The following is a 20,753-nucleotide window of genomic DNA, read 5'->3' as shown; positions in this document are numbered from 1 at the left end:
TCCATTTAGACGACTGCCAGCGGGAGCGCCGTCGGATGCACCGGCGACGGGAGGTCCGACGCCCCGGTCAGATACACGTCGACGGCGTGCGCCGCGGACCTGCCCTCCGCGATCGCCCACACCACGAGCGACGCGCCGCGGTGCGCGTCCCCGCAGACGAAGACCCCGGGCGCGGTGGTCTGCCAGTCCGGTCCGCAGGAGAGCGATCCGCGCCGGGTGGGCGACAGTCCGTAGTCGTCGAGCAACGGACCGAGATCGACACCCTCGAATCCGATCGCGAAAAGCGCTAGTTCGCAGGGTAATTCGATCTCCTCGCCGACCGGCGTGATGATGCGTTTGCCGTCCTCGCGGGTGACCCGGACCTCGGCGAGCACCATGGATCGGACGTTCCCGTTCTCGTCACCGAGGAAGCGCTGCACCGCGACCTGGTATCGGCGGACACCGCCCTCGGCGTGCGCGGGTGACGTGCGCAGCACCATCGGCCACGCGGGCCACGGCGTCGCGGCCTCGTCTCGTTCCGCCGGCAATTCCGGGTTGTAGTCCAGCTGGGTCACCGACAGCGCGCCCTGGCGGTGCGCCGTTCCCAGGCAGTCGGCCCCGGTGTCGCCGCCGCCGATGATGACGACGTGCTTGCCCTTGGCGGTGATGGTCGCGGGACCGTCACCCTCGCATTCCTTGTTCGAGGTGACGAGGTGTTCCATCGCGAGGTGGATCCCATTCAGCTCCCGGCCCTCGACGGTGGTGTTGTCGCGGCCCCGGAGCGCGCCGATCGCGAGCACGACGGCGTCGAACTTCTCGCGCATCTGCTCCACGGTGAGGTCGACGCCGACCTCGCAGTCGGTGACGAAGTGCGTTCCCTCGGCGCGCATCTGCATGAGGCGCTGATCGAGGATCGCCTTCTCCATCTTGAATTCCGGGATGCCGTACCGCAGCAGTCCCCCGAGCCGGTCGTCGCGCTCGTAGACGGTGACGTCGTGCCCCGCCCGGGTCAGCTGCTGCGCCGCCGCGAGGCCGGCCGGACCGGAACCGACCACCGCGACCTTGCGTCCCGTGGCGATCATCGGCGGCTTGGGCACCACCGTGCCGGACTCCCACGCGACGTCGGCGATGGCCTGCTCGATCCGCTTGATGGTGACGCTGCCCGTCGTGTGTGTGTCGGCGAGCGAGAGCACACACGCCGACTCGCACGGCGCCGGGCACACCCGCCCCGTGAACTCCGGGAAGTTGTTGGTGGCGTGCAACCGCTCACTGGCCGCCGACCAGCGGCCGCGCCGCACCAGGTCGTTCCACTCCGGGATCAGGTTGCCCAGCGGGCAGCCCGCACTTCCCGAGTGGCAGAACGGGATTCCGCAGTCCATGCACCGGGCGGCCTGCTCGGACACCTCGGTGGCCCGGTCCGCCGGACTCTGCGGCGCGTACACCTCGTGCCAGTCGTGCACCCGCTCCGCGACCGGACGCTTGCGCGCCTCCTTCTTGACGATGTGCAGAAATCCCTGTGGATCAGCCACGTGCCGCCTCCATGATCGCAGTGTCGACGTCGAGACCCTCGGCCTTGGCCATCCGGGTCGCGTCCAGCACCCGCTGGTAGTCCACCGGCATCACCTTGGTGAACAGTGCGGAGCGGCGGGGCCAGTCGGCGAGCACCGACGCCGCCACCGCGGAACCGGTCCACCGGTGGTGCCGGGTGACCGCGCCGCACAACCAGTCGAGGTCGTCCGGGTCAGGTTGCAGGAGCTTCACCATCGCCGGGTTCACGTCCTCGGGGTCCAGGTCGAGGACGTACGCGATGCCGCCGGACATTCCGGCCGCCATGTTGCGGCCGGTCGGTCCGAGGATCACGACCCGTCCGCCCGTCATGTACTCGCAGGCGTGGTCGCCGACGCCCTCCACGACGGCCGACGCACCGGAGTTGCGCACCGAGAAGCGTTCGCCGACGCGGCCCCGGAGATACAGCTCCCCCGAGGTGGCACCGTAGAGCAGGGTGTTGCCCGCGATCACCTGGGTTTCCGGGACGAACAGGACGTCGTCGGCGGGACGGACCACGATCCGCCCGCCGGACAATCCCTTGCCGACGTAGTCGTTGGCGTCACCGGTCAGGTCGATGGTGATTCCCGGCGGCAGGAACGCGCCGAGCGACTGCCCGGCCGAACCCGTGAACGTGAGCCGGATCGTGTCGTCCGGCAGCCCGGCGGCGCCGTACCGGCGGGTGACCTCCGCGCCGAGCAGTGTGCCGACGGTCCGGTTGACGTTGCGCACCGGCATCTCGATCTCGACGGCGTGCGCGTCCTCGAGTGCACCCTCGGCCAGCTGGATGAGCGTGCGATCCAGCGCCCGGTCCAGTCCGTGGTCCTGGTCGCGGTCCCGGCGCCGCTGTGGCAGCGGCGTCCCGTCCGGCCCGGTGGGCATTGCGAAGATCGGGGTGAGGTCGAGTCCGCGGTTCTTCCAGTGGGCGATCCCCTGCGCGGTCTCCAGGACGTCGGCGTGACCGACGGCCTCGTCGATGCTGCGGAACCCGAGGTTCGCCAGGTACTGGCGCACGTCCTCGGCGACGAAGCGGAAGAACTCCTCCACGAACTCCGGTTTGCCGGTGTACCGCTTGCGCAGCTCCGGGTTCTGGGTGGCGACACCGACCGGGCAGGTGTCGAGGTGGCAGACCCGCATCATGATGCAGCCCGCCACGATCAGCGGGGCCGTCGAGAACCCGAACTCCTCTGCACCCAGCAGCGCCGCGACCACGACGTCCCGCGCGGTGCGCATCCCTCCGTCGCACTGGACGGTGATGCGGTCGCGGAGACCGTTGAGCACCAGCGTCTGCTGGGCGTCGGCCAGCCCGATCTCCCACGGCGCCCCGGCATGCTTCATCGACGTCAGCGGGGTGGCGCCGGTTCCGCCGTCGTTCCCGGAGATCAGGACCACGTCGGCGTGCGCCTTGCTGACGCCGGCGGCGACCGTTCCCACACCCACCGAGCTGACCAGCTTCACGTGGACCCGGGCCCGGTCGTTGGCGTTCTTCAGGTCGTGGATCAGCTGGGCGAGATCCTCGATCGAGTAGATGTCGTGGTGCGGCGGCGGCGAGATCAGCCCGACCCCCGGCGTCGAGTGCCGGGTCTCCGCGACCCACGGGTACACCTTGTACGCCGGCAGCTGGCCGCCCTCACCGGGCTTCGCCCCCTGCGCCATCTTGATCTGGATGTCGCTCGCGTTGATCAGGTAGTCGCTGGTGACGCCGAACCGCCCGCTCGCCACCTGCTTGACGGCGCTGCGGCGCGACGGATCGTAGAGACGGTCGACGTTCTCGCCGCCCTCGCCCGTATTGGAGCGTCCGCCGAGGTTGTTCATCGCGACGGCCATCGTCTCGTGGGCCTCGGCGGAGATCGAGCCGTAGCTCATCGCACCGGTGTTGAACCGTGTGACGATCCGCTCGACCGGTTCCACCTCGTCCAGCGGCACCGGCGGGCGCACGCCCTCGCGGAACGTGAACAGGCCGCGCAGGGCGCCACCGGCCTCGGCGAGCCGGTTCACCTCCTCGCTGTACTTCGCGAACACCTCGTGCTGACCGGTGCGGGTGGCGTGCTGCAGCAGGAACACCGTCTCCGGGGTGAACAGGTGCAGTTCGCCGTCGCGGCGGAACTGGTACTCGCCGCCGTCCTCGAGCCGCCGGTGGGCGAACTCGGCCGGGTTGTCCGGGTACGCCTGCCGGTGGCGGACGGTGACCTCCCGGGCGATCTCGTCGAGACCGGCGCCGCCCAGCTTGCTGACGGTGCCCTTGAAGTACTCGTGGACGAGGTCGCGGTCCAGGCCGATCGCCTCGAACACCTGCGCCGCGGTGTACGAGCCGACCGTGGAGATGCCCATCTTCGACATCACCTTGAGAACACCCTTGCCGAGAGCGGTGAGGTAGTTCCGCACAGCGATCGTGTGCTCGACGCCGGTGAGTTCGCCCTCGGACACGAGGTCCTCGATCGACTCCATCGCGAGGTACGGGTTGACGGCCGCGGCGCCGTACCCGATGAGCAACGCCAAGTGGTGGACCTCGCGGGCGTCGCCGGATTCGACGACCAGCGCCACCTTGGTGCGCTCCTTGGTCCGCACCAGGTGATGGTGCACCGCCGCCACCGCGAGCAGCGACGGGATCGGCGCGCGGGTGTGATCGGAGTCGCGGTCCGAGATCACCAGCGTCCGGTAGCCCTCCGCGATCGCGGCGCTCGCCTGGGCCCGCAATTCCTCGATCGCCTCGGCCATCCCCGCGCCGCCGCGCTCCACGTCGTACAGCGCGCGCAGCACCGTCGCGGCCAGCCCCGGATGGTTGCCGTCCGCGTTCACGTTGATGATCTTGTTCAGCTCTTCGTTGTCGAGCACCGGCCACGGCAGCACGATCTGCCTGCACGACGCCGCAGTCGGCTCGAGCAGGTTCTGCTCCGGGCCCATGACCCGCGACAGCGACGTCACGATCTCTTCGCGGATCGCGTCGAGCGGCGGGTTCGTGACCTGCGCGAACAGTTCGACGAAGTAGTCGTAGAGCAGCCGCGAACGCTGCGACATGACGGCGATCGGCGTGTCCGTCCCCATCGAGCCGAGGGGCTCGCCGCCGGACGCGGCCATCGGCGCGAGCAGGATGCGCAGATCCTCCTCGGTGTACCCGAACGCCACCTGCCGTCGCACCACCGACTCGTGGTTGTGCTGCGCGTGCGGACGATCCGGCAGCGTCTTCAGTTCGAGCAGACCGGCATACAGCCACTCGGCGTACGGCCGCTCCGCCGCGAGCCGCATCTTGATCTCCTCGTCGGGCACGATCCGGCCCTCGGACGTGTCGACCAGGAACATCTGCCCCGGTTCCAGGCGGCCCTTGGCCACGACCTCCGCCTGCGGGACGTCGAGGACACCGCTCTCGCTCGCGAGGACCACCCGCCCGTCGACGGTCTGCCACCAGCGCCCCGGACGCAGGCCGTTGCGGTCCAGCACGGCGCCGACCGCGGTCCCGTCGGTGAACGTCACACACGCCGGTCCGTCCCACGCCTCCATCAGCGACGCGTGGAACTGGTAGAACGCCCGCCGGTCGGGGCACATCGACGTGTCGTTCTCCCACGCCTCCGGCACCATCATCATCACCGCGTGCGCCACACTGCGGCCTGCGAGGTGCAGCAATTCGAGTACCTCGTCGAACGACGCCGAATCCGACGCGTCGGGGGTGCAGATCGGATACAGCCTGCGCAGATCGCCCGGGATCACCGAACTCGACAGCAATGCCTCGCGGGCGCGCATGCGGTTCCGGTTGCCGCGGACCGTGTTGATCTCGCCGTTGTGCGCGACGAACCGGAACGGATGCGCGAGCGGCCAGGACGGGAACGTGTTGGTCGAGAACCGGCTGTGCACGATGGCGATCGCACTCGCGATCCGCGGGTCGCGCAGGTCCGGGAAGTACCGCGACAGCTGGGACGTGGTCAGCATGCCCTTGTAGACGACGGTCCGGCTCGACAGGGACGGGAAGTACACGCCGCTGCCCTCGGACTCGACCTCGGGAGTGACCTGCTCGGCCCGCTTGCGCAGTGGGTAGACCAGGCGGTCGAGTGCCAGGCCGCCGAGCCGGATCCCGCCGACGGCGGGGGCGGTGACGAACAACTGGCTCATGTGCGGTTCGCAGGCCCGGGCGGTGGAGCCGACGTCCGCGCCGTCGGGGTCGACGGGCACCCGGCGCCAGCCGAGGATCTCGAGCCCTTCCTCGGCCGCGAGGTCGGACACGCGCCGTTGCGCGGCCGCCCGCGCCTGCGGGTCCTGCGGGAGGAAGCAGATGCCCGCCGCGTACGTGCTGCTGCCGTCGTCGAGCGGTGCGGGGAGATCGAAGTCGACGACGCCCCCGAAGAATTCGGCGGGGAGCTGGAGAAGGATGCCGGCGCCGTCTCCGCTGTTCGGTTCCGATCCTGCCGCACCGCGGTGCTGGAGATTCTCGAGGGCGAGGAGTCCGTCGGAGACGATGGAGTGTGAGCGACGGCCGTGCACGTCCGCAACCATGGCGACGCCACAGGAATCGACTTCCTGGTCCGGGTCGTACAAGCCCTGGGGACCGGGCAACTGAGAGAACAGCACCGATATACCTCCACATCGGCCAGGAAGACCACCAGTGTGTGCGCTCCGCACGTGCTGTCGGCGGCCTCCGCTAGCGGGGTCGCCACGACGGGCGCTAACTGCTTTTCGGGGGTCTACCGGGACAGCTTCGGCCCGTGAAGGTTGTTACCGGACATACACCCGGCGCGCTCAGCTTACCAGGACCGATACCCCGCGAGATATGCCGAATCCGGCCCCGGAAAGCACTGTGGCCCGTGTCGCATCAGCAACACGGGCCACAGTTCGGTCGGGGATCGTCACTGCTCCCGCAGGGGTCGTCCGTACTTGTCCTTCACGCTCCCGGTCAGCATCATGATGCCGTCGACCAGCGGCCAGATTCCGCCGATTCCACAGGTGAGCCACGTGACGGCGATCTGAGCCACGGCGATGCCGGGCTGGTTCAGGTAGAACCGCCCGACTCCGAAACCGCCGAGGAAGATCTGCAGCAGGCCTGCGGTCAGCTTGGACTTGTCCGAGTACGGCTCACCCGTCAGCGGATGCCTGCCGAACGGCGCCGACGGATCGGCGTACGCGTTGTAGCCGGCGGGGGCGTATCCGGGCGGCGGGAACCCCTGCTGGGGGTACCCCTGCTGCTGCCCGTACCCCGGCTGCTGATACCCGGGCTGCTGGTAGTCCTGCGGCGACTGCGGAGCCGCCCCGTACTGCGCGCCGTAGTTGGGGTCGGGTGCGCCGTAGGTGGGACCGTCCGGTTGCTGCTGGGGCTTCTCGTAGCCGGTGTAGGGCGCGGTCGGCTCGCCGACGTTCGGGAGCGGGGCCGTCGGCTCGGTTCCACTCGGCGACGGGTAGATGGGCGTCGACCCCCAGCCCGGGCCGTTACCGACACCGGAGTAGGTGTCCCAGCCCGGTCCGGTGCCGGACGAACCCGGTGACGGCGTCGCGTCCGACGTGGCCGGCGGCTGGGACAGCGAGGCCTCGGCGGTGGCGTCGTAGTCGAAGGGTGAGCCGAACTCGGGCGGCGGGCTCGACTCGGTGCTGTTCTCGGTGCCGTCGCTGCTCTTCCCCAGATCGACCTTGTGTGCGTCCTCGGATGCACCCTTGCCGGAATCGTCGGATGCTTTCCCCGGTTCAGTCATTCGCGTCATCCTTCTTGCTGTCGATGGGCTTCGTGCCCGCCTCGCCGCCGGCACTCGCAGTACTCGCGGCCTTGTCGTCCGATACCGGCTCCGACGCGCCCTCGTCCTTGCCCTCGTTCCCGTCCTCGACGTTCTTCTCGGGCTCCTTCTCCGTGGTCTCGCTGTCGACCGGTTCGCCGTCTGCAGGCCGCAATTCGGCCGGGTCCTCACGGCCCTTCGTCGCGGCGAAGAAGTACACCAGGGCCGCGACGAACACCAGGGCGGACGTGAACGAGTTCACGCGGACACCGGCGATGAGGCTCGCGTGATCGCTGCGCATCAGTTCGATCCAGAAGCGGCCGGCGCAGTAACCGGCCACGTACAGGGCGAAGAGTCGGCCGTGACCGATGCGGAAGCGGCGATCGACCCACACGAGCAGGAGGACGATCAGTACGTTCCACAGCGCCTCGTACAGGAACGTCGGATGCACCACGAACGCGACCTCGCCGGTGGACACCCCGTCGATCAGCTGCGGTGACACCTGGCCCAGGTCGTTGCGCCGCTCGAAGATCTCGAGCCCCCACGGCACGTCGGTCTCGCGACCGTAGAGTTCCTGGTTGAAGTAGTTTCCGAGCCGGCCGATCGCCTGCGCCAGCAGGATCGCGGGCGCGACCGCGTCGCCGAGCGCAGGCAGCGGGATGCCGCGGCGACGACAACCGATCCAGGCTCCGACGCCGCCGAGCGCCACGGCGCCCCAGATGCCGAGGCCGCCCTGCCACACCTTCAGGGCGTCGACGGGGTCGCCGCCTTCCCCGAAGTACGTCGGCCAGTCGGTCATCACGTGGTAGAGACGGCCGCCGATCAGGCCGAACGGCACCGCCCAGATGGCGATGTCGAGGACCGTGCCCTTCTCGCCGCCGCGGGCGACCCAGCGACGGTCACCCCACACGATCGCGACGACGATCCCGACGATGATGAACAGCGCGTACGCGCGCAGGGCCACCGGTCCGACATACCAGACACCTTGGGGTGGACTCGGAATGTAGGCCAGTACGTCCACAGTGGAAGTCACGACGCCACGGTAGCGGAGCGAACGCCCTCGGCGAGTTCCTTCGTGAGCGAGCGCACGGCGTCCAGACCGCTCTCCGCGGCCGTGACCAGCGCGGATCCGACGATGACCGCATCGGCGTACGCGGCGATCTCGGCGGCCTGCGCGCCGGAGCGGACACCCAGTCCGACACCCACCGGAATGTCCGAGTGGGCGCGGATGCGGGCCGTCAGCTCGGGTGCCATCGACGACACCGCGTCACGGGCGCCGGTGACACCCATCGTGGACGCGGCGTACACGAAGCCGCTGCTGGCGTCGAGTGTCATCGCGAGGCGTTCCTCGGTCGACGACGGCGCCACGAGGAAGATCCGGTCGAGGTCGTGTTCCTTCGACGCGGCGATCCACTCGCCGGCCTCCTCGGGGATGAGGTTGGGCGTGATCAGCCCGAGGCCGCCCGCGCTCGCCAGGTCGCGGGAGAACTTGTCGACCCCGTACTGCAGGACCGGATTCCAGTAGGTCATCACGACGGCCTTGCCGCCGACGGAGGCGATCGCCTCGACGACGGTGAACACGTCACGCACCCGGACACCGTTCCGCAGCGCCGTCTCGGCCGCCGCCTGGATGGTGGGTCCGTCCATCACCGGGTCGGAGTAGGCGATGCCGACCTCGACGATGTCGCAACCGGATTCGACCATCGCCTTGAACACGTCGATGGACTCCTGCACGGTCGGGAAACCGGCGGGGAGGTACCCGACGAGCGCGGCGCGCTTCTCCTCGCGGCACTGCGCGAACGTCGGGGCGAGGCGCGAGAGTCGTTCGCTCACTTGGCCGAACCTTCCTTGTCAGTCGTGGTGGACTCGGTCGAGTCGTCGGGATCGAACAGTCCGAACCACTTGGCGGCGGTGTCCATGTCCTTGTCGCCGCGCCCGGACAGGCTGATGACGATGATCGCGCCCTCCCCCAGTTCGCGGCCCAGTCGCAGCGACCCGGCGACGGCGTGGGCGGACTCGATGGCCGGGATGATGCCCTCCCGCTCGGACAGCAGACGCAGCGCGTCCATCGCCTCCGTGTCGGTGACCGGCTCGTAGGTGGCGCGGCCGATGTCCTTGAGGAGTGCGTGCTCCGGTCCGACACCGGGGTAGTCGAGGCCCGCGGAGATCGAGTGCGACTCGATGGTCTGGCCGTCCTCGTCCTGCAGCAGGTACGAGTACGCGCCCTGGAACGCGCCCGGGGTGCCCGCCGCGAACGTGGCGGCGTGCCGCCCGGTCTCGACGCCGTCACCGGCGGCCTCGTAGCCGACCAGCCGCACGGCCGGGTCGTCGAGGAACGCGTGGAAGATGCCGATGGCGTTGGAACCGCCGCCGACGCACGCCGTCACCGCGTCGGGCAGCCGGCCCGTCAGCGCCTGCACCTGGGCACGCGCCTCCAGACCGACGACGCGCTGGAAGTCGCGGACGATGGTCGGGAACGGGTGCGGCCCGGCAGCGGTGCCGAAGCAGTAGTACGTGTTGTGGGCGTTGGTGACCCAGTCGCGCAGCGCCTCGTTGATGGCGTCCTTCAGGGTCCTCGACCCCGACTCGACCGACACCACCGAGGAACCCAGCAACCGCATGCGGGCGACGTTCAGCGCCTGCCGCTCGGTGTCGACGGCACCCATGTAGATGACGCATTCGAGGCCGAGGAGCGCACAGGCGGTCGCGGTCGCCACACCGTGCTGGCCGGCGCCGGTCTCCGCGATGATGCGGGTCTTGCCCATGCGCTTGGCGAGCAGCACCTGACCGAGCACGTTGTTGATCTTGTGCGAGCCGGTGTGGTTGAGGTCTTCGCGCTTGAGGATGAGCCGCGCCCCACCGGCGAACTCGCTCATCCGTTTCGCCTCGAAGATCGGGGACGGACGGCCGGTGTAGTCGCGCTGGAGACGATCGAGTTCGTTCAGGAACGCGTCGTCGGCGCGGGCCTTCTCGTACTCGGCGGTGACCTCCTCGATCACTGCCATCAGGGCCTCGGGCACGTGCCGTCCGCCGTACACGCCGAAGTGTCCTCCGGCGTCGGGGTCGTGCGTCGTGCGCTCGGCGATTCCGGCGCTGGCAGTCGGCAGATTGCCACCCTTGAAGACGGTTTCCTGATTACGTGAAGTCACAGGACCAGTCTGCCCCAACGCCGGGTTCCGCCGCCGTCCGGGTCAGCTCCGCCGACGCAGCGTCAGCGTGACGGCTTGGGGCAGGACGGGTGAGCCCCGGCGTTGACCAGATCGGCGACCGCCTTGCGCGGATCCCCGCTGGTGACGAGGCCTTCGCCGACCAGCACCGCGTCGGCTCCCGCACCGGCGTAGGCCAGCAGGTCGGCCGTGCCGCGCACACCGGACTCGGCGATCTTGATGATCTCGGTGGGCAGCCCGGGAGCGATCTCGCCGAACGTGTTCTTGTCGACCTCGAGCGTCTTGAGGTTGCGGGCGTTGACACCGATCACCTTGGCGCCCGCCTCGAGCGCCCGGTTGGCCTCTTCCTCGGTGTGGACCTCGACGAGGGCCGTCATGCCCAGCGACTCCGTGCGGTCGATCAGCGACGCGAGCGCGTCCTGTTCGAGGGCGGCGACGATGAGCAGCACGACGTCGGCGCCGTGCGCGCGGGCCTCGTGGATCTGATACGGCCCGACGATGAAGTCCTTGCGGAGGATCGGGATGCTCACCGCGCGGCGGACGGCGTCGAGGTCCGCGAGGGACCCCTGGAACCGCCGCTCCTCGGTGAGCACGCTGATCATGCGGGCCCCACCGGCCTGGTACGCGGCGGCCAACTCGGCGGGGTCGGTGATGTCGGCGAGCGCGCCCTTCGAGGGGCTCGCGCGCTTGACCTCGGCGATGACTCCGATGCCCGGCTCGAGCAGGGCGGCCGCGGCATCGAGGGCCGGCGGTGCGGCGGCGGCGGCAGCCTTGACTGCGGCGAAGTCAAGGACGGCTTCGCGGGCGGCGACGTCGGCGCGCACCCCGTCGAGAATCGAGTCGAGAACGGTCATCGTGGCCCGAGTCCTTTCTGGGCAGAAACCCGATGTGAGGAACATCATCAGGGGTGAAGTCAGCCTAGATGGCACTCTGATTCTGTTTACGTTCGGGTCCCCGGGTCTTTGTCCGGTCCGTCAACTTGGTCGACAGGTTCGGCTTTCTTGTCTTCCACCGTCGGGTCCTCCCCGGCGTCCAGGGCGTCCCAGAGCATGCGCTGGGTGACGGGACCCTCGGCCGAATCGGCGCCGGTCTTCTTCGCCGCATCACGTCGCGCACCGGGGCTGTCGTACTTGGAGGAGAGCCCGGCCCGCACGCGCGGACGGCGGACGAGTTCCACCGCGGCGGCGAGCGCCGCCAACGCGCCCACCAGCGCGAGAACGGCGGGGCCGACGTGCACGGACACCGACTGGACCTCGGCGCGGCCCGGCAACTCGGCCAGCCGGCCCGCCTCGTCGTCGGAGGCGCCGGACACGATCAACCCCACGGCGGGGACCGCGGCCGCGACGGCCACGACCGCGACGAGCACACCGAGCACCCGCAGCGCCCAGCCCTTCACGGCGAACGACGCGGCGATCGCGGCGACCAGGGTCAGCGCCAGCGGCGTGAGCGCCGCGGCCCACGTGCCGCCGACGAGCGCGGACGTGCGCTCCTCGCCGAGCCCGTCGGAGGAGGTGACCTCCACCCACGTCATCCGGGAGGCACCCCACAGGCACAGCGCGGCGACGGCGAGCAGCAGCACCGAGATCATCGACCGGCGACGTCCCGCCCGCCCGGGTTCCCGGGCCGTCTCCGACGCGTCACTCACTGCGTGTCGCCTCCCAGGGTCTTCAGCGTGTGTGCCGCCGCGATCGCGCTGAGCACCGCCATCGCCTTGTTCCGCGCCTCGGTGTCCTCGTATTCGGGGTTCGAGTCGGCGACGACGCCCGCACCCGCCTGGACGTACCCGATGCCGTCCTTGATCAGCGCCGTCCGGATCGCGATGGCCGTGTCGGCGTCGCCGGCGAAGTCGAGGTACCCGATGATGCCGCCGTAGATGCCCCGGCGCGTGGGCTCGAGTTCCTCGATCAGCTGCATCGCCCGGACCTTCGGCGCGCCCGACAGGGTGCCCGCCGGGAAGCACGCGGTGACGGCGTCCAGGGCCTGCTTGCCGTCCGCGAGGTGACCGGTGACGGTGGAGACGAGATGCATCACGTGGCTGTACCGCTCGATGTGGCGGTAGTCGTGAACCTTCACGGTGCCCGGTTCGCACACGCGCCCGAGGTCGTTGCGGCCCAGATCCACGAGCATCAGGTGCTCCGCGTTCTCCTTCTCGTCGGCGAGCAGGTCCTTCTCGAGCAGGATGTCCTCCTCCTCGGTGTGCCCTCGCCACCGGGTTCCCGCGATCGGGTGCGTGGTGGCGACGCCTTCCGACACGGTCACCAGGGCCTCCGGGCTCGAACCGACGATCGAGAACGCGGTCTCGCCGTCGCCGTTCGGCACGTTGAGCAGGTACATGTACGGGCTGGGATTGGAGGCGCGCAGCATCCGGTAGACGTCGATCGGGTCCGCCGTGCAGTCGATCTCGAAGCGCTGCGACAGCACGACCTGGAACGCCTCGCCCGCCTCGATGTCTCCCACGAGCTTCTGCACGTCGGCGCCGAAACCTTCGGTGGTGCGCTGACGCCGGTAGTCGGGGGCGGGCTTCGCGAACGTGGACACGGTGGACGACGCCGGGGCCGACAGGGCGTGCGTCATCCGGTCCAGCCGCTCGACCGCGGAGTCGTAGGCTTCGTCGACGCGTTCGTCGGTGCCGTCCCAGTTCACGGCGTTGGCGATCAGCGTGATGGCGCCCTCGTGGTGGTCGACGGCAGCGAGGTCCGTCGCCAGCAACATGACCATCTCGGGGATCTGCAGATCGTCGGTGGCGTGCTCGCCGATCCGCTCGATCCGGCGCACCGCGTCGTATCCGAGGAAGCCGACCATGCCGCCGGTCAGCGGCGGCAGGTCGGGCAGCCGCTCGGTGCGGAGCAGTTCCAGCGTCTGGCCGAGGGCCGCGATCGGATCGCCGCCGGACGGGACACCCGCGGGGACGTTGCCGTACCACGCGGCCTCACCGTCGACGACGGTGAGCGCGGCGGGGCTGCCCGCGCCGATGAACGACCATCGCGACCACGATCGGCCGTTCTCCGCCGACTCGAGCAGGAAGGTCCCCGGCCGGTTCGCCGCCAGCTTGGTGTACGCCGACAGCGGAGTTTCCGCGTCAGCCAGCACCTTGCGCGTCACCGGGACCACCCGGTGTTCGGCGGCGAGAGCGTGGAACTGCTCGCGCGTGGTGGTCGAGTCGGACCCGCCGTCGGCCGGGGTTGCGGCGGACTCGGGTGCGGAAATCGTGGTGGGCTCGCCGTGCATGCCGACCATCATCCCAGGCGCACTCGTCGTGTCTGCGTGCGCGGGTAGCCTCGGCTCTCATGAAGCCAGGTCAGCTCGCACCGGAATTCACCCTGCCCGATCAGGACGGCATCGCGCGATCGCTGTCGAGCCTCCTCGAGGACGGCCCTCTGGTGCTGTTCTTCTACCCTGCGGCGTCGACGCCGGTCTGCACCGCCGAGGCCTGCCATTTCCGTGACCTCGGCATCGAGTTCTCCGCGGTGGGCGCGTCCCGCGCCGGGATCAGCACCGACGCGGTGGAGAAGCAGGCGTCATTCGCGCAGGCGCAGTCGTTCGACTACCCGCTGCTGTCGGACACCGACGGAGCCGTCGCGGAGAAGTTCGGGGTCCGCCGCGGACTGCTCGGCAAGCTCGCCCCCGTCAAGCGGTCGACGTTCGTCATCGACACCGACCGCACCGTGCTCGAGGTCATCTCGAGCGAGTTCCGCGCCAACACGCACGGCGATCAGGCGCTCGCCTTCCTCCGGACGCGTCAGTCCACCTGAATCGACCGTTTGGCCAGCCCCATCCAGAAACCGTCGATCACCTGCCGGGGAATCTGCTCGGGATCGCTCGAGGCGCCCAGCGTGACGAACAGCGGCGCGAAGTGCTCGATCGTCGGGTGGGCGTACGGCATGCCCGGCGCGCGCGAGCGGAAGTCGACGAGCGAATCGACGTCGCCCGCGGCGAGCCGCTCGTCCGCCCAGGCGTCGAACTCCGACGACCAGCCGGGTGCCTTCGCGTCGGGTGACGGGTCGCGCAGGAACGGCAGCCCGTGGGTGGTGAATCCGGAACCGACGATCAGCACACCCTGCTCGCGCAGGGGACGCAGCCGCTCACCGAGGTGCAGCAGTCGCTGCGGGTCGAGCGTGGGCAGCGAGATCTGGAGGACCGGGATGTCGGCGTCGGGGTACATGACCGTCAACGGCACGTAGGCGCCGTGGTCGAGGCCGCGGTGCGGCTGATGCGACACGGTCTCGTCGTCCGGCATCAGGGCCGCGACCTGCGCCGCGAGTCCGGGGGCGCCGGGCGACTCGTACGTGGTCCGGTAGAAGCGTTCGGGGAAGCCCCCGAAGTCGTAGACCAGGGGCGTGCCGGTGGTGGTGGATCCGATCGTGAGCGGCGCGGATTCCCAATGTGCCGACACCATCAGGATGGCCTTCGGCCGCGGCAGGTCGCCCGCCCACTTCGCCAGCTGCGCGACCCACAGTTCACTGTCGACCAGCGGAGGCGCACCATGGCTGAGGAACAGTGCGGGCATGGTGGCGGTCATCGCGACTCCTTCGGATCGAGATCCAGCATTGAACTCTCAACGTTGAACCTTCAAGTTACTATAGGAGTCAACCCGGGGGCGCGGCAACTATTCCCCGGACACGATCCGGTCCGCGACGTGCTAACTATGTTGGACACGCTGCACGCGTGGATCGACGTACGGATGGAGGACACCACTGATGAGTGGTAACGACGAAGGCAAGTCGGCCGAGCCCGGCACCCGATGGCTCGACGCAGAGCAGCAGGAGGCCTGGCTCACCCTCATCGCCCTGGTCACCCGGCTCCCCGCCGCACTCGACACCCAGCTCCAACGCGACTCCGCACTCACCCACTTCGAGTACTTCGTCCTCGCCTCACTGTCCGGCGAAGCGAACCGGCGCCTGCAACTGTCCCTGCTCGCCCAGCGCGCCAACGCGTCACTGTCCCGGCTGTCCCACGTCGTCACCAAGATGGAAAAAGCCGGCTGGGTACGCCGCGAGAGCATCCGCGGCAGCCGCGGCTCCGACGCCGTCCTCACGGACGAAGGCATGGCCAAGGTCGTCGAGGCCGCACCCCCGCACGTCGAATCCGTCCGGTCCCTGATCTTCGACGGACTGTCCGCCGAACAGGTCCGTCAGCTGTCCGAACTGTCCGGCGCCATGCTCACCCAACTCGACAAGAGCATCGCGTCGGGAACCGGCCGAGCCTGACAGCACTCACCCCAGCGGCGTCCCGCCGACACCCCAGCTGTCGCGCGGGACCTCGGTGATCGTCACCCACACCTTCGCGGGATCCTTGCCCGTCGCATCGGCGTAAGCCTGCGTGACGGCCTCGATCGTCGCGCGCTTCTGCTCCGCGGTGAGCCCCGGTGTCTGACTGATCTGAATCAATGGCATGCGAGCATTCTGCCCGAGCGTCGAGGCTCCCTACTCGGCGGCGAGAAGAACGTCGGTGTCGAAGCAGGTGTGCGTGCCCGTGTGGCACGCCGCCCCCTCCTGATCGACGACGAGCAGCACGCTGTCGCCGTCGCAGTCGAGCCGCACCTCGTGGACGTACTGCGTGTGGCCGGACGTCTCGCCCTTCACCCAATACTGCTGACGGGACCGGGAGTAGTACGTGCCCTTGCGGGTGTCGATGGTGCGCGCGAGGGCCTCGTCGTCCATCCACGCCACCATCAGAACGTCGCCCGTCGACCGCTCCTGCGCGACGGCACTGAACAGTCCCGCCTCGTTGCGCTTGAGGCGGGACGCGATGGCGGGGTCGAGACTCATCGGACGGTGATCCCTTCTTCACGCATGGACTTCTTCACGTCGCCGATCGTCATGTCGCCGAAGTGGAAGACACTGGCTGCCAGGACGGCGTCCGCGCCGGCGCCGACCGCGGGCGCGAAGTGCTCGACGGCGCCCGCTCCCCCGCTGGCGATCACCGGCACGTGCACGGCGGCGCGCACCGCCCGGATCATCGGCAGGTCGAAACCGGCCTTCGTGCCGTCCGCGTCCATCGAGTTGAGCAGGATCTCCCCGACGCCCAGTTCGGCGCCGCGGACCGCCCACTCCACCGCGTCGATACCGGTGCCACGCTTGCCGCCGTGAGTCGTGACCTCCCACCCCGACGGGGTGTCCGGCTGCCCCTGCGGCACGGTGCGCGCATCGACCGACAGCACGATGCACTGGGAGCCGAAGCGTTCGCTGAGTTCGCGGAGCAACTCGGGCCGGGCGATCGCCGCGGTGTTGACGCTCACCTTGTCGGCGCCGGCGCGCAGCAACCGGTCGACGTCCTCGACGGTGCGGACACCGCCGCCGACCGTGAGCGGGATGAAGACCTGCTCCGCCGTCCGGCTCACCACGTCGAGCATGGTGCCCCGGTCCGCGGTGGACGCGGTGACGTCGAGGAACGTGAGCTCGTCGGCTCCCTGGGCGTCGTATGCGGCAGCCAGCTCGACGGGGTCACCCGCGTCCCGCAGGTTCTCGAAGTTGACGCCCTTGACGACGCGTCCCGCATCGACGTCCAGACACGGGATCACTCGAACCGCCAGAGTCATTGCGTACGCCCTCCTGAAGGCTCGGAACGAGGATCACCCAGTGATCCGAGGATATCGAGAATTTCGCCGTGCACTCCGGGCGCTCCGGCGAGCACCGAGTCGGACGTGACGGTCCAGGGCTTGCCGCCCAGATCCGTCACCACACCGCCCGCGGCGCGTACCAGCGCGACACCGGCGGCGTTGTCCCACGCATTGTGGCCGAACACGACCGCGCCACCGAGTATTCCGGCCGCGGTGAACGCGAGGTCGACGCCGGTGGACCCGTGGATCCGGATCCGCGAGGACACCCGGCTGAGCTGCGCGAGGACCTGCAGCCGGTACGCGCCGGGGATGCGCCCGCGACTGTCGATGTTCAGTGCGCCCAGGCCCACGATCGACGACGCCAGCGACGTGCGACCGAGCGCAGGCAGCGGCGTGCCACCTTCGAGCAGCGGGCCGTCCGCGACGGCCGCATACCGCCGCCCGACGAGCGGCAGCCACGTGAGACCGAGAACGGGGACCCCGTCGTCGAGGAGCGCGAGCAGCGTGCCCGCCGTGGGCAGGCCGGCCGAGTAGTTGAACGTGCCGTCGATGGGGTCGAGCACCCAGACGGGTCCGCTGCCCAGATCGGGGCCGCCGAACTCCTCGCCGTGGACGTCGATGCCGGTGCGGTCGCGCAATTCGCCGGTCAGCCGCTTCTCGAGTTCGAGGTCGACGGCGGTCGCGAAGTCGTCGGGACCCTTGTGGACGGCGCTGGGCGCACCCACGCCCGAGACGAACCGGTCGTGCACTCCGTCGAGCAGATCACTGGCGACGGCGAGGAGCTCCCGGGGATCACGGGACAGGGTCATGGCGGGAACTCAGCCCGAGACCGCGGCGAGCGCCTCGGGGAGGGTGAACCGCCCCGCGTACAGCGCCTTGCCGACGATGGATCCCTCGACCCCCTGATCGACGAGTCCGGCGATCGCCCGGAGGTCGTCGATGGTGGACACGCCGCCCGAGGCCACGACGGGGGCGTCGGTGGCCGCGCAGACCTGCGCGAGGAGTTCGAGATTGGGGCCGGTCAGGGTGCCGTCCTTGCTCACGTCGGTGACGACATACCGTGAGCAGCCGTCCTTGTCGAGCCGGGCGAGGGTCTCCCACAGGTTTCCGCCCTCGGTGACCCAGCCGCGCCCGCGGAGCTGGTATTCACCGTCGACGAGGCGCACGTCGAGACCGACGGCGATCTTCTCGCCGTACTTGGCGATGGCGCGGGCACACCACTCGGGGTTCTCGATGGCGGCGGTACCGAGGTTGACGCGTCCGCAGCCCGTGGCCAGTGCGGCCTCGAGCGACGCGTCGTCGCGGATCCCACCGGACAGTTCCACCTGGACGTCGAGCTCGCCCACCACGTCGGCGAGGAGTTCACGGTTCGAGCCGCGACCGAACGCGGCGTCGAGGTCGACGATGTGGACCCACTCGGCGCCGTCGTTCTGCCATGCGAGGGCGGCATCACGAGGCGAGCCGTATCCGGTCTCGCTTCCCGCCTCCCCCTGGACGAGGCGAACAGCTTCACCGTTGACGACATCTACAGCAGGCAAAAGGACCAGGCTCACGTGCGACAACCCTAGTCGCTCAGCGGTCGGAACCCGGCTCCGGGTCCTCGGGATCGGGACCGTAGGCGTTGCGGGTCATGCGTTTCGACACGTAGCCCATGGCCGCGATCGCGCCTGCGACACCGAGCAGTCCGACGATCAGCCCGAGGACGGGGCCCGGTTTCACCACCAGAATGATCGCGGTGGCAAGTACCAGCACCGCCGTGGCGGCGCCCATCGCGTACACCGCGAGCCTGCCGATCGACAGGTCACCGCGCCCGTCCCCGGGTTCGGTCACAGACTGTTGACCCAGTTCCGGAGCAGCTCCGCGCCCGCGTCGCCCGACTTCTCGGGGTGGAACTGGGTGGCGGACAGCGCGCCGTTCTCGACGGCGGCGAGGAACTTGCCGCCGTGGTCGGCCCACGTGAGCAGCGGAGGCGCGAGCCGCTCGGACGGCGGCATGTCCCAGCTCTGGGCCGCGTACGAGTGGACGAAGTAGAACCGGGTGCCGGGATCGATGCCCGCGAACAGCGTGCTGCCCGCCGGAGCCTCGACGGTGTTCCAGCCCATGTGCGGCAGCACCTCGGCCTGGAGCCGTTCGACGGTGCCGGGCCATTCGCCGCAGCCTTCCGCCTCGACGCCGAACTCGACCCCGCGGTCGAAGAGGATCTGCATGCCGACGCAGATCCCGAGGACCGGTCGTCCGCCGGCCAGACGCTGACCGATGATCCGCTCGCCTCGGACGGCGCGGAGTCCCTCCATGCACGCGGCGAAGGCTCCGACGCCGGGAACGACCAGACCGTCGGCCGCGAGTGCGACCTTGTGATCGGATGTGACCTCGACGCGCGCGCCGGTCCGGGCCAGAGCGCGGGTGGCCGAATGCAGGTTGCCGGAGCCGTAGTCGAGGACGGCAATCGTGGAGACGGTCATGCCACAACCTTATCCGGCGGCTGCACGACGCCCGAGGGCGCGGCCGACGACCATCCCGGCGGCCGGGACCACCGCGACCGCGGTCGCCGCGACCGCGAACACCCAGGAGTACCCGGCCGCCGACGCGACGGCTCCGAGCGCGAGGGAACCGAACCCGGTTCCGGCGTCGAACCCGATGTTCCATCCGGCGCTCGCCGAGCCGAATCGGGTTGGTCCCGCGGCGGTGAAGATCATGACGAGGGATTCGTTCTGCACCGCGCCGAAGCCGAATCCGAAAGCCAGGGCCGCACCCACCAGCAGCGGCACCGGCGCACTCGTCGCCGCGGCGACGGCGAACAACACCAGGCCGAGGCACACGAACGCCAGGGCGGGAACCAGGGCGCGACCCACGCCCAGCCGGTCGGAGAACGTTCCGGCGGCGTATCGCCCGATCAGCGTCGCACCGCTCGAGACGGCGAGGATCACCCCGGCGAGCGAGGCCCGTTCCGAGATCGCGATCGGCAGCAGGCTGGAGAGGCCGCCGAATGCGGCTGCGGAGATCGCGATCGCGAGCCACGGCGTGAGTAGGACGGCGAGCGGGATGCGGCCCTGCGACGTGCGGTCCGCGGGAGCGTGGATCGCGGGGAGCCGCGTGATCGCAAGCACCGCGAGGGCGGGAATGAGGGCACCGATCACGAAGACGGGGGTCGCGGACCAGTGCTGCATGATCGCGAGCCCCGCGGGCAGACCGACCATCTGCGCGGCGGCCACCGCGATTCCCTGCGCACCCGTCGCCCGGCCGAGCATCTCGCGGGGAACGAGTTCGGCGACCAGCGCACTACTGGCGACGGTGAGCATGCCGAATCCCGATCCCCGGACGGCCGACACGGCCAGCACCGGGATCGCCTCGGTCGACAGGAGGAGGAGCAGCGACGGCGGCCCGAGCAGCATGCAGCCGGCGGCGAGCACCCAGCGATGCCCCCACCTGCGCAGGAGCCGGGGCACACCGAGTTGGGTGACGACGGTCGCGGCCATGAACACGGCCGTCACGCTGCCGGCGAGCGTGTCCGAGCCACCGGACAGGGAGACGATCAGCGGCACCACGGGCAGCAGCACCGCCCAGCCGCCGAACGCCGCCGCGCCCATCACCATCGCGGCGGGCATGCCGCGGGTGCGGAGCAGGCCGCGGCGCGGCTCCACAGCGACGGGCACTACATCAACCTGAGAACGCCTGCCACGGCTGCCAGCACCGCCAGTGCCAGCAGCACGCCCGAGGCCAGTTTGTTGAACTTCCACATGGAGTACGCGCCGCCCGCCGCGATCCCCGCGGCGATGAACAGGACGTAGACGAGGACGACACTCACGAATGCGC

21 protein-coding genes are annotated in these 20,753 nt (G+C 69.8%); 2 read left to right on the top strand and 19 right to left on the bottom strand.

The features are described from left to right. Positions 1-5: 5 nt before the first annotated feature. The 9 genes from WKC72_RS18020 to WKC72_RS17980 all read right to left on the bottom strand — a co-directional run bounded on the left by WKC72_RS18020 (position 6) and on the right by WKC72_RS17980 (position 13,609). On the bottom strand, positions 6-1,508 hold the full coding sequence (locus WKC72_RS18020; RefSeq protein ID WP_370183751.1) for a glutamate synthase subunit beta: 1,503 nt from the start codon (positions 1,506-1,508) through the stop codon (positions 6-8). Further along, positions 1,501-6,084 carry a glutamate synthase large subunit gene (gene gltB / locus WKC72_RS18015; protein ID WP_370183749.1) on the bottom strand — a complete coding sequence of 1,528 codons (4,584 nt, stop codon included), beginning with the start codon at positions 6,082-6,084 and terminating at the stop codon, positions 1,501-1,503. The genes WKC72_RS18020 and gltB overlap by 8 nt, the downstream gene beginning before the upstream one ends. Positions 6,085-6,359: 275 nt before the next feature. Continuing rightward, a complete protein-coding gene (locus tag WKC72_RS18010; RefSeq protein ID WP_081792552.1) occupies positions 6,360-7,196 on the bottom strand; it encodes a TM2 domain-containing protein in 837 nt (278 codons plus the stop codon). After that, positions 7,189-8,247, bottom strand: a complete 1,059-nt coding sequence (lgt, locus tag WKC72_RS18005) for a prolipoprotein diacylglyceryl transferase (protein ID WP_037237460.1) — start codon at positions 8,245-8,247, stop codon at positions 7,189-7,191. The genes WKC72_RS18010 and lgt overlap by 8 nt, the downstream gene beginning before the upstream one ends. Beyond that, positions 8,244-9,047 carry a tryptophan synthase subunit alpha gene (trpA, locus tag WKC72_RS18000; protein ID WP_005247486.1) on the bottom strand — a complete coding sequence of 268 codons (804 nt, stop codon included), beginning with the start codon at positions 9,045-9,047 and terminating at the stop codon, positions 8,244-8,246. Before trpA ends, lgt begins: the two co-directional genes overlap by 4 nt. After that, on the bottom strand, positions 9,044-10,363 hold the full coding sequence (gene trpB / locus WKC72_RS17995) for a tryptophan synthase subunit beta (protein WP_370183745.1): 1,320 nt from the start codon (positions 10,361-10,363) through the stop codon (positions 9,044-9,046). The genes trpA and trpB overlap by 4 nt, the downstream gene beginning before the upstream one ends. Before the next feature lie 62 nt (positions 10,364-10,425). Then, positions 10,426-11,235: an indole-3-glycerol phosphate synthase TrpC gene (gene trpC, locus WKC72_RS17990; protein WP_370183742.1), complete on the bottom strand. Its 810-nt coding sequence runs from the start codon at positions 11,233-11,235 to the stop codon at positions 10,426-10,428. 86 nt (positions 11,236-11,321) lie between these two features. Then, positions 11,322-12,026, bottom strand: coding sequence for a TIGR02234 family membrane protein (locus tag WKC72_RS17985; RefSeq protein WP_037237462.1), 705 nt, complete (start codon positions 12,024-12,026; stop codon positions 11,322-11,324). Then, positions 12,023-13,609, bottom strand: a complete 1,587-nt coding sequence (locus WKC72_RS17980; protein WP_112300754.1) for an anthranilate synthase component I — start codon at positions 13,607-13,609, stop codon at positions 12,023-12,025. The genes WKC72_RS17985 and WKC72_RS17980 overlap by 4 nt, the downstream gene beginning before the upstream one ends. A 59-nt stretch (positions 13,610-13,668) precedes the next feature. On the opposite strand from WKC72_RS17980, the gene WKC72_RS17975 reads away from it, so the two are divergent. Further along, on the top strand, positions 13,669-14,133 hold the full coding sequence (locus WKC72_RS17975; RefSeq protein WP_037237464.1) for a peroxiredoxin: 465 nt from the start codon (positions 13,669-13,671) through the stop codon (positions 14,131-14,133). On the opposite strand, the gene WKC72_RS17970 is transcribed toward WKC72_RS17975, so the two are convergent. Continuing rightward, positions 14,121-14,900 (bottom strand): dioxygenase, encoded by a 780-nt coding sequence (locus WKC72_RS17970; RefSeq protein WP_370183740.1) that lies wholly within the window; start codon positions 14,898-14,900, stop codon positions 14,121-14,123. The genes WKC72_RS17975 and WKC72_RS17970 overlap by 13 nt on opposite strands. 178 nt (positions 14,901-15,078) lie before the next feature. Between WKC72_RS17970 and WKC72_RS17965 the strand changes: the two genes are divergently transcribed. Further along, positions 15,079-15,588: a MarR family winged helix-turn-helix transcriptional regulator gene (locus WKC72_RS17965; protein WP_037237468.1), complete on the top strand. Its 510-nt coding sequence runs from the start codon at positions 15,079-15,081 to the stop codon at positions 15,586-15,588. Between the two features lie 6 nt (positions 15,589-15,594). Here the strand turns inward: WKC72_RS17965 and WKC72_RS17960 are convergent, their stop codons facing one another. From WKC72_RS17960 to WKC72_RS17920, 9 genes are read right to left on the bottom strand one after another with little or no spacing between them, the layout of a single operon-like run. Next, complete coding sequence (locus WKC72_RS17960) at positions 15,595-15,774, bottom strand: 2-hydroxymuconate tautomerase family protein (RefSeq protein WP_005260336.1); 180 nt, start codon at positions 15,772-15,774, stop codon at positions 15,595-15,597. Between the two features lie 30 nt (positions 15,775-15,804). Beyond that, positions 15,805-16,149, bottom strand: coding sequence for a phosphoribosyl-AMP cyclohydrolase (gene hisI / locus WKC72_RS17955; RefSeq protein ID WP_370183737.1), 345 nt, complete (start codon positions 16,147-16,149; stop codon positions 15,805-15,807). Then, the gene (hisF, locus tag WKC72_RS17950; protein WP_005247506.1) at positions 16,146-16,919 is read right to left on the bottom strand and encodes an imidazole glycerol phosphate synthase subunit HisF; all 774 of its coding nucleotides are present in this window, start codon (positions 16,917-16,919) and stop codon (positions 16,146-16,148) included. Before hisF ends, hisI begins: the two co-directional genes overlap by 4 nt. Continuing rightward, on the bottom strand, positions 16,916-17,749 hold the full coding sequence (locus WKC72_RS17945; RefSeq protein ID WP_037237477.1) for an inositol monophosphatase family protein: 834 nt from the start codon (positions 17,747-17,749) through the stop codon (positions 16,916-16,918). Before WKC72_RS17945 ends, hisF begins: the two co-directional genes overlap by 4 nt. Positions 17,750-17,758: 9 nt before the next feature. Then, positions 17,759-18,493, bottom strand: coding sequence for a bifunctional 1-(5-phosphoribosyl)-5-((5-phosphoribosylamino)methylideneamino)imidazole-4-carboxamide isomerase/phosphoribosylanthranilate isomerase PriA (priA, locus tag WKC72_RS17940; RefSeq protein WP_005247511.1), 735 nt, complete (start codon positions 18,491-18,493; stop codon positions 17,759-17,761). A gap of 19 nt (positions 18,494-18,512) precedes the next feature. After that, a complete protein-coding gene (locus WKC72_RS17935; RefSeq protein ID WP_005247513.1) occupies positions 18,513-18,770 on the bottom strand; it encodes a membrane protein in 258 nt (85 codons plus the stop codon). Continuing rightward, on the bottom strand, positions 18,767-19,402 hold the full coding sequence (gene hisH, locus WKC72_RS17930) for an imidazole glycerol phosphate synthase subunit HisH (RefSeq protein WP_037237479.1): 636 nt from the start codon (positions 19,400-19,402) through the stop codon (positions 18,767-18,769). Before hisH ends, WKC72_RS17935 begins: the two co-directional genes overlap by 4 nt. Positions 19,403-19,411: 9 nt before the next feature. After that, positions 19,412-20,593, bottom strand: coding sequence for an MFS transporter (locus WKC72_RS17925; protein ID WP_112299696.1), 1,182 nt, complete (start codon positions 20,591-20,593; stop codon positions 19,412-19,414). Further along, positions 20,593-20,745 carry a hypothetical protein gene (locus WKC72_RS17920; protein ID WP_007297398.1) on the bottom strand — a complete coding sequence of 51 codons (153 nt, stop codon included), beginning with the start codon at positions 20,743-20,745 and terminating at the stop codon, positions 20,593-20,595. Before WKC72_RS17920 ends, WKC72_RS17925 begins: the two co-directional genes overlap by 1 nt. Positions 20,746-20,753 lie beyond the last annotated feature (8 nt).

This window comes from Rhodococcus wratislaviensis (assembly GCF_041228765.1).
Taxonomy (GTDB): Bacteria; Actinomycetota; Actinomycetes; order Mycobacteriales; family Mycobacteriaceae; genus Rhodococcus_F; species Rhodococcus_F wratislaviensis.
This window is presented reverse-complemented; position numbering and strand designations above follow the sequence as displayed.